The organism is Arthrobacter sp. zg-Y1116, from assembly GCF_024385485.1.
Taxonomy (GTDB): Bacteria; Actinomycetota; Actinomycetes; order Actinomycetales; family Micrococcaceae; genus Arthrobacter_B.
The window spans coordinates 504259-517256 of record NZ_JANFLR010000004.1 but is presented as its reverse complement, the minus strand read 5'-3'; the positions used below and the strand labels follow the sequence as shown (position 1 = coordinate 517256).

General features: G+C 66.9%; 11 protein-coding genes. 6 read left to right on the top strand and 5 right to left on the bottom strand.

Annotated features, from left to right (window positions below; all coding sequences use genetic code 11):
* Positions 1 to 19: 19 nt before the first annotated feature.
* From NNX34_RS13795 to NNX34_RS13780, 4 genes are read right to left on the bottom strand one after another with little or no spacing between them, the layout of a single operon-like run.
* Entirely contained in the window at positions 20 to 1168 is a 1149-nt protein-coding gene (locus tag NNX34_RS13795; protein ID WP_255767078.1) for an adenylate/guanylate cyclase domain-containing protein, read from the bottom strand.
* Positions 1161 to 1730: a PH domain-containing protein gene (locus NNX34_RS13790; protein ID WP_255767077.1), complete on the bottom strand. Its 570-nt coding sequence runs from the start codon at positions 1728 to 1730 to the stop codon at positions 1161 to 1163. The genes NNX34_RS13795 and NNX34_RS13790 overlap by 8 nt, the downstream gene beginning before the upstream one ends.
* A gap of 34 nt (positions 1731 to 1764) precedes the next feature.
* Entirely contained in the window at positions 1765 to 2652 is an 888-nt protein-coding gene (locus NNX34_RS13785; RefSeq protein ID WP_255767076.1) for a biotin--[acetyl-CoA-carboxylase] ligase, read from the bottom strand.
* Positions 2653 to 2711: 59 nt separating this feature from the next.
* A complete protein-coding gene (locus NNX34_RS13780; protein WP_255767075.1) occupies positions 2712 to 3569 on the bottom strand; it encodes an NAD(P)-dependent oxidoreductase in 858 nt (285 codons plus the stop codon).
* 264 nt (positions 3570 to 3833) lie between these two features.
* On the opposite strand from NNX34_RS13780, the gene NNX34_RS13775 reads away from it, so the two are divergent.
* The 5 genes from NNX34_RS13775 to NNX34_RS13755 all read left to right on the top strand — a co-directional run bounded on the left by NNX34_RS13775 (position 3834) and on the right by NNX34_RS13755 (position 9725).
* Positions 3834 to 5423: an acyl-CoA carboxylase subunit beta gene (locus tag NNX34_RS13775; RefSeq protein ID WP_255767271.1), complete on the top strand. Its 1590-nt coding sequence runs from the start codon at positions 3834 to 3836 to the stop codon at positions 5421 to 5423.
* Positions 5420 to 5653 carry an acyl-CoA carboxylase subunit epsilon gene (locus NNX34_RS13770; protein ID WP_255767074.1) on the top strand — a complete coding sequence of 78 codons (234 nt, stop codon included), beginning with the start codon at positions 5420 to 5422 and terminating at the stop codon, positions 5651 to 5653. Before NNX34_RS13775 ends, NNX34_RS13770 begins: the two co-directional genes overlap by 4 nt.
* A gap of 74 nt (positions 5654 to 5727) precedes the next feature.
* On the top strand, positions 5728 to 7428 hold the full coding sequence (locus NNX34_RS13765; protein WP_255767270.1) for a DUF885 domain-containing protein: 1701 nt from the start codon (positions 5728 to 5730) through the stop codon (positions 7426 to 7428).
* 173 nt (positions 7429 to 7601) lie between these two features.
* A complete protein-coding gene (locus NNX34_RS13760) occupies positions 7602 to 8996 on the top strand; it encodes a dicarboxylate/amino acid:cation symporter (protein WP_255767073.1) in 1395 nt (464 codons plus the stop codon).
* A 93-nt stretch (positions 8997 to 9089) separates the two neighbouring features.
* Positions 9090 to 9725 carry a Maf family protein gene (locus tag NNX34_RS13755; RefSeq protein WP_255767072.1) on the top strand — a complete coding sequence of 212 codons (636 nt, stop codon included), beginning with the start codon at positions 9090 to 9092 and terminating at the stop codon, positions 9723 to 9725.
* Between the two features lie 255 nt (positions 9726 to 9980).
* Here the strand turns inward: NNX34_RS13755 and NNX34_RS13750 are convergent, their stop codons facing one another.
* A complete protein-coding gene (locus tag NNX34_RS13750) occupies positions 9981 to 10583 on the bottom strand; it encodes a hypothetical protein (protein WP_255767071.1) in 603 nt (200 codons plus the stop codon).
* Positions 10584 to 11175: 592 nt separating this feature from the next.
* Between NNX34_RS13750 and NNX34_RS13745 the strand changes: the two genes are divergently transcribed.
* Positions 11176 to 12981: a biotin carboxylase N-terminal domain-containing protein gene (locus tag NNX34_RS13745; protein ID WP_255767070.1), complete on the top strand. Its 1806-nt coding sequence runs from the start codon at positions 11176 to 11178 to the stop codon at positions 12979 to 12981.
* Positions 12982 to 12998: the final 17 nt, after the last annotated feature.

The following is a 12998-nucleotide window of genomic DNA, read 5'->3' as shown; positions in this document are numbered from 1 at the left end:
CGAGGGGCCGGAGGGTCCGCTAGTCCAGCACGAGGCCGGATCCGGTCCCCCGGGCCAGGGTCACCGGATGGATTTCACCGAACCCGCGCACGTTGCGCGGCTGGTGCGGGATGAGCACGAATTTGGGGTTGTCCTTCAGCGCCGCGGCAGTGGAGGCATCGGTAAGGACCGTACCGGGTTCGGCCAGGGAGGTGAGCCGGGAAGCAAGGTTGACGGTGGGTCCGTAGATATCGCCAAGCCGGGAAAGCACCCGGCCCCAGACCAGGGACACCCGGGCAGAGGGCAGCAGATCGTCCTCGGTAAAGGCCTTCGCCAGCGCCAGCGAAATCTCCGCTCCGGCCTCCGGGCTCTCGGCGTTGAAGAGGACTTCGTCACCGATGGTCTTCACCAGCCGTCCGCCGCCCACCGAGATGATCTCTGCGCACTTGTGCTCGAAACGCTGCACCATCTGGGCCAGGGTCTTCTCGTTCATTTGCCGGGAAAGGCTGGTGTAGGAGACGAGGTCGGCAAAACCGACGGCGCGCGCCAACGGCAGCGGCGCGTCATCGGAGGCGGCGTCGTCGTGGCTGGCCAGGCCTGCCTCGGCACGCAGGGCCAGGCGTTGGACGGCCGCGTTGAGCTGGCGTTTCCAGGCGTAAACGAGGGTCTTTTCGAGCGGCTCGATCAGGCCGGGAAGAGCCTCGACCAGCCGCTTGCGGGCTTCGGCGTCGGTGATACCGCGGCGGACCACCATTTCCTCCACAAGCGCTTCGACCTGCCAGACCACCATTCGGTCCGTCATCTGGCCGATGGACCGCATGATGGAGATGGCTGCATCCTCGGTGAGCTGCTCGTCGCGCACCAGTTCGATCACGGTGCTCAGGGCCTCGCGGTCCTGTTCGGTGAAGAAGACGGCGTCGTCGTCAAGGTTGGGGAAACCCATGGCCCGCCAGAGCTTGCGCGCAGAAAGCAGGGACACGCCCGCTTCGGCGGCGGCTTCACGGCGGCGAAGCGTACGCGGGCCGCCGAGCAGCTGCGCCTCAAGCTTGCGCACGTCCTCCCGGTCGATCTCGGTGCCGGTACTGGCATGGGTGTAGTCGGGACGGGGCACCGGAACGGGCTGCACGGGCGGGGTCGTCGGTTCGGGGTGGTTCGCGGAACCTTGCTCGCCGTGGCCGGTATCAGTCATCGTCCCTCCCTTCGTAGTCGTATTCCCCGTCTGTTTCCATATCTACACCATCGAACATGGCCGTCAGCGGCAGCTGGCCGATGGCGGCGACCACCATGGAGCGGAAACGGTGCACCTCCGGCACCGCCGGATACTGCATAATCCGCCCATGCCCCAGGTCGAGGATGAGGGTGCCGCTGCGCTGCATCCGGTCCGTCACGGACTGCCGGATTTCCAGCTGGTAAATGGCGGCAAGGGCAATCTCGTGCTCGCGGCGCATCAGCACTCCCTGCCGCTGGATCAGCCTCCGGTCGGTGAGGATGATGCGTCCGGCAAGCCAGCGCAGCACGGGCGGAACGGCGTAGCGGGCCAGCAGCAGCACGGCCAGCGCCACAACCGCCGGCTGCAGGTAGGGGCTGAATTCGGCCAGCTGTCCGGGCAGCGAGTCCCGGCTTAGCCAGCCCAAGGCGTAACCGGCCAGGGCTCCGGTGATTCCGGCGAGCACCAGCGGTTTCCACAGGGAACGGGCGTGCGGGCGGCCCGCGGCGATGATGTGCTCGCCGGGAGAGAGTTTCAGGCGCACGGGTCGCCTCCCGGCAGGCGGGTGGGTTCAGCCCTCACGGCTGCTCGGGGCGCAGGTGTACGACGTCGGCCGCGCTGACGGTATGCGTGGCGCCGGCGTCGTCGACAATGACGAGGGCACCCGTGGGCGCCAGGGCAACGGCACGGCCGGTAAGGACGCCGCCGCCGGGCAGCTGTGCGCTTACGCCGCGGCCCAGGGTGCCCAGGCGTGCCGACACCTCGTCCCGCAGTGCCTCCCGGGATCCGGCAGGCACTGCCTCCGGGTCGCCGTCCACCGAGCAGAAGGACCGGTACCGGGCTGCCAACGCCAACAGGTAATCCTGCAGCAGGACGTTCCGGTCCGTAGTGGACGCATACTCCATCAACAGGCTGGTGGCGGTGGGGACGGGCAGGTCTTCGTCCGTGAGGCTCACGTTCAGGCCGGCGCCGACCACCACGGCCGGCGGGCCGCCGTCGGATGCCGGAACCAACTGGGCCAGCACTCCGGCGAGTTTCCGCCCGTCCACCATGACGTCGTTCGGCCATTTCAACCGGGCTTCGACGCCGGTGCGCGCCGCCACGCTTTCGGCCATGGCCAGGGCAGCCAGCAACGACAACCAGCCATAGGAGGTTGTGGGCAGGGGGCGTCCGGACGGGCCCGCCGGACGCAGCAGCACGCTGACGAACAGCGAGGAACGCTCGGGGGCCACCCAGCTGCGGTCCATCCGGCCGCGGCCTGCCGTCTGCAGCTCAGCGGTCAGGACGGTCAGGTCCGCGACCTCCCAGGGGCGCAGCCGTGCGGCGTCCGCCAGATCCGTATTGGTGGATCCGGTCTCCGCCACCACTTCCAGCGCAGCGAAGGGACCGTTGGGTACCACCAGTGCCGCCCTCAGGCGGCCGGGGTCCAGGGCCGGTCTTTCCATGCTGGAGTAGTGCAGTTGCATTCTTCCGATCTTACGCGGGCGCCCTGACATTCCCTTCGCGCCCGGTCCTGCAGCGCGGGTTAGAGGAAGAAGTCCGGCATCAGCTTGTCCGCGGGCACTCCGGGAGCATAGCGGCTGAAATCCGTGATTCCTTCCTCGCGCAGCACCTCTTCGTCGGTGTAAAAGTTGCCGGTGGACTGTCCGCTCGGACGGGTGAGGATCGCGTGTGCGGCGTCCGCCATGATGTCAGCGCTGCGGGAGGCCGCGGCGAGCTTGTCCCCTCCGGGCATGTTGCGGATGGCCGCGGTGTTAATGCCGGTCACCGGCCAGAGCGAGTTCACGGACACGCCGTCGTTCTTCAGTTCCTCGGCCAGGCCGAGCGTGGTGAGGGACATACCGTACTTGGCCATGGTGTACGCCAGGTAGCCGCCGGCCCACTTGGGATCCAGGTTCAGGGGCGGGGACAGGGTGAGAATGTGGCCGTTGCCGGACCGGCGCAGGGCGTCCAGGGAGAACTTGGAAAGCATAAACGTGCCGCGGGTATTGATGTCGGCCATCAGGTCATAGCTCTTCATCGACACGGCGTCGGTGCCGGAAAGGTCGATGGCAGAGGCATTGTTCAGGACAATGTCGATCCCGCCGAACTGCTCGATGGTGGATTCGACGGCGCGGGCAACGTCTTCGTCGCGGCGCACGTCGCCGATGATCGGCAGGGCCTTACCGCCGGCTGCTTCCAGCTGTTCGGCGGCCGTGTAGACGGTACCTTCGAGCTTCGGGTGCGGCTCCGCCGTTTTGGCGAGCATGGCGATGTTGGCGCCGTCCGCTGCTGCGCGCAGGGCAATGGCGAGGCCGATGCCGCGGCTTCCGCCGGACATCAGGATGGTGCGTCCGGCGAGGGACCGGGACGCCGTTTCCGGGGTGCTGTTGGGGATGCTCATAGCCACAGGGTAATGCACCCTGCAGCTATGTTACTAGCCAGTAACATCATGTCTCCGGAGATTCCCTTCCGGGGACCGGACCAACCGGCAGGAGACGACATTGTAGGTTTTCTACACTCTGTCCCCCCGGCGCGGCTCATTAGACTGGGTAAACCGTCACGCATTTTGTGCGGAACCTACTTAACGCCCTGCACTGCCCCATCCTCGGGATTCCCCGAAGGCGCGGCAGCGTCTGAACTGAAGCACCCGGAGGCCCCTTTGAGTATCGACCAGGACCTGTCCCTGCATACGACGGCCGGCAAGATTGCCGAGTTCCGGCGCCGGCAGGCCTCGGCAGCGGTGCCCTCGGGGCAGGCGGCAGTGGAAAAGCAGCACGCCCGAGGCAAGCACACCGCCCGCGAGCGGATCGACCTGCTGGTGGACGCCGGGTCCTTCGTGGAGTTCGACGCCCTCGCCGTGCACCGCTCCACCGCTTTCGGCATGGAAAAGAAGAAACCCCTCGGCGACGGGCTGGTTTCCGGCTACGCCACCGTCGACGGACGCCCCGTGGCCGTCTACAGCCAGGACTTCAGCGTCTACGGCGGCTCCCTGAGCCAGGTCAACGGCGAGAAGATCGTCAAGGTGCAGGAATTCGCCCTGCGCAACGGCTGCCCGGTGATCGGCATCCTGGACGGCGGCGGAGCCCGCATCCAGGAAGGCGTCGCCTCGCTGGCCATGTTCGCCGATATTTTCCGCAACAATGTCCACGCCTCCGGCGTCGTTCCCCAGATCTCACTGATCATGGGCCCCTCCGCCGGCGGAGCGGCCTACTCCCCCGCCCTCACCGACTACGTGGTGATGGTGGACAAGACCTCGCACATGTTCATCACGGGTCCCGACGTCATTAAGACGGTCACCGGTGAAGACGTGGATATGGAAACCCTCGGCGGCGCCCGGCAGCACAATGCCAACACCGGCACCTCCGCCTATCTGGCCTCCGACGAAGAGGACGCCGTCGAGTTCGTCCGCGAGCTGCTCGATTTCCTGCCGTCGAACAACCTGGCCGAAGCACCGCTGACCGCGTTTGACCAGGACCAGGAAACCACCGACGCGGACCTGGCCCTGGATGAGCTGATCCCGGACTCCGCAAACCAGCCCTATGACATCCGCACCGTCATCGAGACCGTCCTGGATGACGGGCACTTCCTGGAAATGCAGGCCCTGTACGCCCCGAACGTGATCATCGGCTACGGCCGCATGGAGGGCCACACGGTAGGCATCGTGGCCAACCAGCCAATGCAGTTTGCCGGCACCCTGGACATCGCCGCCTCCGAAAAAGCGGCCCGGTTTGTCCGCAACTGCGACGCCTTCAATATCCCGATCCTGACCTTCGTGGACGTGCCGGGCTTCCTGCCGGGCAAGGACCAGGAGTTCCAGGGCATCATCCGCCGCGGCGCCAAACTGCTTTACGCCTACGCCGAGGCCACGGTTCCCAAGCTGACGGTCATCACCCGCAAGGCCTACGGCGGCGCGTACATCGTGATGGGTTCCAAGAAGCTCGGCGCCGACATCAACCTCGCCTGGCCCACTGCGCAGATCGGCGTGATGGGTGCCCAGGGCGCGGTGAACATCCTCTACCGCGCGCCGCTCAAGGCAGCGGCCGACGCCGGCGGCGACGTCGAGGACGTCCGGCGCCAATACATTGAGCAATATGAAGATGAGCTGCTCAACCCCTACCAGGCGGCCGAGCTCGGGTACGTGGACGCAGTCATTGCCCCTTCGGACACCCGCCTGCAGCTGATCCGGGGCCTGCGGGCACTGCGGGACAAGCGTGCGTCCCTGCCCGCCAAGAAGCACGGGAACATGCCGCTGTGAGTATTGACGGCAGCACCCCGGAACCGGCTTCGGAGCCGCTGTTTTCCGTGGTTTCCGGCTCCCCGACGGACGAGGAACTTGCAGCCCTGACCGCCGTCGTCGCCGGGCTGGGAGCGCAGGCTGCACTCCTGCCTCCCGCCCGCCCGGCCCACCGCGCGTGGGCACGGCGGCGGAACCTGCGCCTGGACCCGAAGCCCGGGCCGGGGTCCTGGCGGCGGAGTTACCGCTAGCCCCGATAAGTGCCTCGGGGCCGGTGTGCGGTTAGGCTACCTTTGTGACTCATCAGACACCTTCCTCCGCGCCCGTGTCCGCCACTGCCGGCAGTACCCCGGTGCGCCGGCTTACCGCCATCGACGCCGTTGCCGATGCCTTCACCTCCACGTTCCTGCAGCTGGATCCGTCCCTCGCCACGTCCCTGGGCATCCCGGGCCGGGAAACCGAATACGGCGATTACTCGCCGGCCGGCCTGGAGTCCTATGCCGAAGCAGTCCGGGAGACGCTCAGCCGGCTGGACGGGCTTGAGCCCGCAGACGACGTCGACCGCGTGACCCTTGACGCCATGCACGAACGCCTCGGCTTGGACCTGGAAATCCACGAGTCCGGCTGGGACCTGGCCGAGCTGAACAACATTGCTTCCCCCGCGCAAAGAATCCGCAGCATCTTCGACCTCATGCCTACGGATACCGAAGAGCAGTGGCACCACATCGCCGGGCGCCTGAACAACGTGGACGACGCCGTCGCCGGCTACATCACCAGCCTGCGCAGCGGCATCGGACACGGCCGGGTGTCCGCCCGCCGGCAGGTAAAGATCGTGGTGGAGCAGGCTTCCGCGTATGCAGAGGACGGCGGGTTCTTTGACGCCCTCGCCGCCAATGCCGCCCTCCCCGGAGGCGGAGAGCTGCCCGTCGCGCTCCGCGCGGACCTGAAAGCTGGAGCCGAATCCGCCCGCCGGGCCTATGCCAACCTTGCATCCTTCCTGGAGGAGGAACTTCTTCCGGCTGCACCCGCCGCAGATGCCGTAGGCCGGGAGCGTTACGCGCTGATGTCCCGCCAATTCCTCGGATCCGCCGTCGATCTGGAGGAAACCTACCAGTGGGGCGTGGAGGAACTGGACCGCATCATCGCCGAGCAGGAAGCCGTGGCCGAGCAAATCCGGCCCGGCGCCACCGTGGCGGAAGCCATGCGGATCCTCGATGAGGATCCGGCTCGCCAACTGCACGGAACGGATGAACTGCAGGCCTGGATGCAGGACCTCGCCGACCGCGCCGTCGAAGACCTCTCCGGATCCCACTTCGAGATCACCGAACCGATGCGCCGGATCGAGTGCATGATTGCACCCACCCAGGAGGGCGGGATCTACTACACCGGTCCCAGCGACGATTTCTCCCGCCCTGGCCGCATGTGGTGGTCCGTGCCGGCCGGCGAGGACACCTTCACCACCTGGCAGGAAACCACCACGGTCTACCACGAGGGCGTTCCGGGCCACCACCTGCAGATTGCGACGGCGACGGCATCCCGCGGACTGCTCAACGACTGGCGACGCAACATCTGCTGGGTTTCCGGCCACGGCGAGGGCTGGGCCCTCTATGCCGAAAGGCTGATGGAGCAGCTGGGCTACCTCAGCGACCCGGGCGACCGGATGGGAATGCTGGATGCGCAGCGGATGCGTGCCGCCCGCGTGGTCTTCGACATCGGCGTCCACCTGGAACTGGAAATCCCGGAACGGTGGGGTGAAGGCACCTGGACGGCCAACAAGGGCTACGCGTTCCTGAAAGAAAACATGTCGATCAGCGAAGGGCAGCTCAACTTCGAGTTCACCCGCTACCTGGGTTGGCCGGGACAGGCCCCGTCCTACAAGCTGGGCCAGCGGCTCTGGGAACAGATCCGCGACGAGGTCCGCAGCCGTGAGGCCGGTGCGTTCGACGAGAAGGCTTTCCACACCCGGGCGCTGCAGCTCGGCTCCGTGGGGCTGGACACGCTGCGGCGGGCCCTCCTGGGCGAGTAAAACGGACGCGATCTTAGTCACAGCGGCCCGGGGAATATCCCGGGCCGCTGAGGCGAAGCCCCGTAACAGCGCGGATTTGGCGACCGCCAGGTGAGCACTCCGACTTTTTCCTGCCGTCATATTTCGCAACTTGGAGGCGGTTCTGGTAAAGACGCACCGCTAGAGTCTTTCCCGTGACCTCACAGACCTCCTCCCCTGAATCCACCGCCCGGCGGCTGCCCAAGTGGGCAACGTCCTTCGGACCGCAGATCATCGCCGCCCTTATTGCGGGCCTGGCGCTGGGCCTGCTGGCCAAGTCAATGGGCACCGTTGACGATGAGCCCAACTGGCTCACCACCACGCTGGACACCATCGGCACCAGCTACGTATCGCTGCTGAAGGCCGCCGTTGTCCCCCTGATCTTCACCGCCGTGGTCAGCTCCATCGCCAACCTCCGGGCCGTTTCCAACGCCGCCCGGCTGGCCTGGCAGACGCTGCTTTGGTTCGCCATCACGGCACTCATCAGCGTGGTCATCGGCATCCTGCTGGGCTTCTTCCTGCAGCCCGGCAACAACGCCGACGTCAGCCAGGGCGAGGAGTTCAGCGGCAGCCAGGGCAGCTGGGTGGGCTTCCTGACCGGCCTGGTGCCGGCCAACTTCCTGGGACTCGGCGCCAGCTCCAAGGTGGCGGAGTCCGGGGACGTCACCACCAGCGTCAGCTTCAACGTGCTGCAGATCCTCGTGATCGCCATCGCCGTCGGCATTGCCGCCCTCAAGGTCGGCAAGCCCGCCGAAGCGTTCCTGGCCCTGAACGCCTCGGCCCTGGCCGTTATCCAGAAGGTCCTGTGGTGGATCATCCGCCTCGCACCGGTCGGCACGGTCGGCCTCATCGGCACCGCCGTCGCGACCTACGGCTGGGACACCATCGGCTCCCTGGGCATGTTCGCCCTCACCGTTTACCTTGGCCTGTTCCTGGTGCTGTTCGGTGTCTACCCGGCACTGATCAAGGCCCACGGCCTCTCCGTCCGCCAGTGGTTCTCCGGCGCCTGGCCCGCCATCCAGCTGGCCTTCGTTTCGCGCTCCTCGGTGGGTACGCTGCCGCTGACCCAGCGCGTGACCGAGCGTAACCTCGGCGTGCCCCGGGCCTACGCCTCCTTCGCCGTACCCCTGGGTGCAACCACCAAGATGGACGGCTGCGCCTCCATCTACCCGGCCGTCTCCGCGATCTTCGTGGCACAGTTCTTCAACGTGGACCTGGTCTTCACCGATTACCTGCTGATCGCGCTGGTTTCGGTCCTGGGTTCCGCCGCAACCGCCGGCACCACCGGCGCCGTCGTGATGCTCACGCTGACCCTGTCCACCCTCGGCCTGCCGCTGGCCGGCGTCGGCCTGCTGCTGGCCATCGATCCGATCCTGGACATGGGACGCACCGCCGTGAACGTGGCCGGCCAGACCGTGGTCCCCACCCTCGTGGCCCGGCGCAACGGACTGCTGGACAACGGACTGTACAACGCCCGCCGCCAGGGCGATCCCTTCGCGGACGATTCCGAGCAGATCGAGGTCCCCCTGCTCGTTGAGTCCAAGAGCTGATCCCTTCGTGCAGCAGCGCCGGGCCGTCCCTTCGGGGGCGGCCCGGCGTTTTTGGTTTCCGGGCCGGTCCGCCGCGGCACTAGGCTTGAACCCGTGACCAACCCGAACCTGAGCCTCATCCTGGCCTCCGCGTCCCCCGCCCGCACCAAGCTGCTGACCGATGCCGGCATCAGCCACACCGTCCTCGTCTCCGACGTCGACGAAGACGCCGTCACCGCCCGCTACGGCCTGACCGACCCGCACGATACGGCCCTGCTGCTGGCCCGCGCCAAGGCCGAAGCCGTAGCGTCCCTGCCCGAGGCTGACGGCGCGCTGGTGATCGGCTGCGATTCAGTCTTCGAATTTGCCGGCGAGGCACACGGCAAGCCGTGGGAAGCCGACGTCGCCCGCGAACGGATCCGCCGCATGAGCGGTTCCTCCGGGGTACTGCATACCGGGCACTGGCTGGTGGACTGCCGCGACACCGACGAGGACGGCTCCGGAGCCACCCTCGGGGCGGTGTCCTCTGCCGAGGTGCACTTCGTGAAGCTTTCCGAGGACGAGATCGAGGCCTACATCGCCACGGGCGAGCCGCTGCAGGTGGCCGGTTCCTTCACTATCGACTCCCTGGGCGGGGCGTTCATCGAGCGGGTCGACGGCGACCCGCACGCCGTCGTCGGGCTTTCCGTTTCGACGCTGCGCGAGCTCCTGGCCAGCGCCGACGTGCGGATCATCGACCTCTGGAAGTAGCGTCTGCTGCGTTCCCGGCGCCGGGGCGGGCTGCTGTACAGATAACGGGCGTATCCGGTCTGGTCCGCGGCGGATGTACAGATAACGGGCTTATCCCGGCGCCAATACCCCGTTATCTGTACTAGCACCGCGCCACCGCGGCCGTTGTACAGCTAACGGGCTTATCCCGGTCCGGTCAGCGGCCGTTGTACGGCTAACGGGCGTATCCGGGCGCCAGCACCCCGTTATCTGTACTAGCACCGCAGAACCTCAGCCTTACGAGCCGCTACCCGTGCGCCACCCGGCCAGGGCCAGGCCTCTGAGTACCTTTGCTCTGATACGGTGCTGGCCCTGCGCAAAGTCAGCTTTGCTTATCTTGACCTGAATCCACCCCAACTCCGCCGTCTTGAGATCCCTGTAGTGGTCACGGGCCTGCTGTTCGGGTGTTAGGTGATGCGCGCCGTCGTACTCAAGACAGGTCCGGAATTCTTGGCAGCCAAGATCAGCCCATACCTGCGGCTCTCCCGCGGCATCACAGATGGCAACGTTTGGGAGGAATTCGGGCAGCTCCGGGTCAGCAAGCAGCATCAACCGCAGCCGCGTTTCCGGCGGTGAATCCACTCCCACCCGGAGGCGTTCCAGTGCACTCCGGCATTTGCGGACATGAGCGTTGCGCGCCTTACCCTCGATGAATTCGCGCAGATCCGCCAATGGCACGAGTGCTACACGGGGCGTTCCAAAATTCCGATGATGCTCACTGACGATCTGGTCCCCCATAACCACGAGCTCTTCCGGAGACAGCATTCCGGCAAGGTCCAGCCATGTGCGGGCAATGCTGGTGACCGGCAGTCCCTGGACCGTCTCCGTCTCATCCGCCATTAGCTCCAAACGGTGCCCCACCACATTCCTTCTCCTCGGCGTCCCTAGCCCCGGGGGTCGGCTCAGATGGATCACCGGTTCCTCAGCCAGCCGCCAAGGAAGCACCAGTCCGTGCAGCCGCGCCGCCGTCGCATGGCTCAGGACGGCGTCCGGCAATAACTCCACATACGGCCGGCAGCTGTCGGCCAGGGAGAACCGGCCTCCCACGGGCACCCGCACGGACCGGCTCGGTGTCCAGAGGTCGGAGGAACGGAGCCGCTCCGCGCTAACGCCCTGCGCTTCGGCTTCTGCCACAGTGAAAGGCCTGCCGTGGAGTGCAGCCGGCAATGGGTTAGGGGATCTCATGTCTCCATCCATCACCTGTCGCGAACCTCCCCGCCATCTCGTTCGGGCTCCAGATCGAACTGGCACCTTCGAGAATCCGGCGGTGGAGGGATACTCACCCGACTTCCACCAACCGCCGGGAACCTCCGGCCTTTTGTAGAATCCCCACAACGAACGGGCGGTTCCCACGCAGAAACAGCACGCATTATGGCCCGAGACCACAAAACCGCGCTAGGCTCCGAACAGATCAAAAGGAGCCAGTGCACCAATGAGCCAGAACATCCCCGCGCCTGCTGCGACCCCCGCCAAGGCACTCACCAAGATCCTCATTGCCAACCGCGGCGAGATTGCGGTCCGCGTCATCCGCGCCGCCCGCGATGAGGGAATTGCCGCCGTTGCGGTCTATGCCGATCCCGACCGCGACGCCCTGCACGTCCGCCTCGCCGACGAGGCCTTTGCGCTCGGCGGCAGCACCGCCGCCGAGTCCTACCTGGACATGGACAAGATCCTCGACGCCGCCGCACGGGCAGGCGCCGACGCAATCCACCCCGGCTACGGCTTCCTCTCCGAGAACGCCGAATTCGCCCAGCGCGTCCTCGACGCCGGCCTGACCTGGATCGGCCCCTCCCCCAGCGCCATCTCCTCGCTCGGGGACAAGGTCCAGGCCCGGCATATTGCCGCCAAGGTCGGCGCCCCGCTGGTTCCGGGTACGGCGGATCCGGTCGAGTCGGCCCAGGATGTCCTGGACTTCGCGGACCGGCACGGACTGCCGCTGGCCATCAAGGCAGCCTTCGGCGGCGGCGGCCGCGGCATCAAGGTTGCCCGCACCCGCGAAGAGATTCCCGAAATGTTCGACTCGGCGGTCCGCGAGGCCACAGCTGCGTTCGGCCGGGGTGAGTGCTTCATCGAGCGTTTCCTGGACGCCCCGCGCCATGTGGAAACCCAGTGCCTTGCTGATGCCTACGGAAACGTAGTGGTTATTTCCACCCGCGACTGCTCCCTGCAGCGCCGCAACCAGAAGCTTGTCGAGGAAGCCCCGGCCCCGTTCCTCACCGAAGAACAGAACGCGAGCCTGTACTCGGCGTCGAAGGCCATCCTCAAGGAAGCCGGCTACCAGGGCGCCGGGACCTGCGAATTCCTGGTCGGCAAGGACGGCACCATTTCCTTCCTGGAGGTCAACACGCGGCTGCAGGTGGAACACCCCGTCTCCGAGGAAGTCACCGGCCTGGACCTGGTCCGCGAGCAGTTCCGCATCGCCCGCGGCGAGGCGCTGGGATACGGCGACCCGGAAGTGCGCGGCCACTCCTTCGAGTTCCGCATCAACGGCGAAGACCCGGGGCGCAACTTCATGCCCGCCCCCGGCACCGTCTCCGAGTTCAAGCTGCCCACCGGCCCCGGCGTCCGCGTTGACTCGGGCATCGAAGCGGGCGAAACCGTGGGCGGGAACTTCGATTCCATGCTCGCCAAGCTGATTGTCACCGGCGCCACCCGCCGCGAAGCGCTGCAGCGTGCGCGGCGCGCCTTGGCGGAGATCGACGTCGCCGGCCTGCCCACCGTGCTGCCGTTCCACCGCGCCGTCGCTGCGGACCCCGCCTTCACCGGCGAGGAGACCTTCGGCGTCCACACGCGCTGGATCGAGACCGAGTTCGCGAACACCATCCCGGCCTGGAGCGGCGAACCCGGAACGGGCGACGACGACGACGAGCGCCGGCGCGTCACCGTTGAAGTAGGCGGCAAGCGGCTCGAGGTCGTGCTCCCGGCCGGCCTGGGCGGCCCCGCAGCCGGCGCATCCAACGGCACCCGCGGCAACGGCAAGGCCCGCAAGCGTTCCCGGGGCGGTGCATCCACCGCGACCGCAGGCGATGACCTGACCTCACCCATGCAGGGAACCATCGTCAAGGTGGCTGTCGAGGACGGCGCAGCGGTTCGCGAGGGTGACCTCGTGGTGGTGCTCGAAGCGATGAAGATGGAACAGCCGCTGACCGCGCACAAGTCCGGCACCATCTCCGGCCTGAGCGCCCTGCCCGGCGCGACGGTGTCCGCCGGCGCCGTCATCGCCTCGATTCTGGACTGATCCCGGAGCAACCCCGC

Bases quoted from the DNA above. Each gene is read 5' to 3' on its own strand.
- NNX34_RS13795 (WP_255767078.1), bottom strand. From the start codon at position 1,168: ATGACTGATACCGGCCACGGCGAGCAAGGTTCCGCGAACCACCCCGAA.
- NNX34_RS13785 (WP_255767076.1), bottom strand. From the start codon at position 2,652: ATGCAACTGCACTACTCCAGCATGGAAAGACCGGCCCTGGACCCCGGC.
- NNX34_RS13780 (WP_255767075.1), bottom strand. From the start codon at position 3,569: ATGAGCATCCCCAACAGCACCCCGGAAACGGCGTCCCGGTCCCTCGCC.
- NNX34_RS13750 (WP_255767071.1), bottom strand. From the start codon at position 10,583: ATGGCGGATGAGACGGAGACGGTCCAGGGACTGCCGGTCACCAGCATT.
- NNX34_RS13745 (WP_255767070.1), top strand. From the start codon at position 11,176: ATGAGCCAGAACATCCCCGCGCCTGCTGCGACCCCCGCCAAGGCACTC.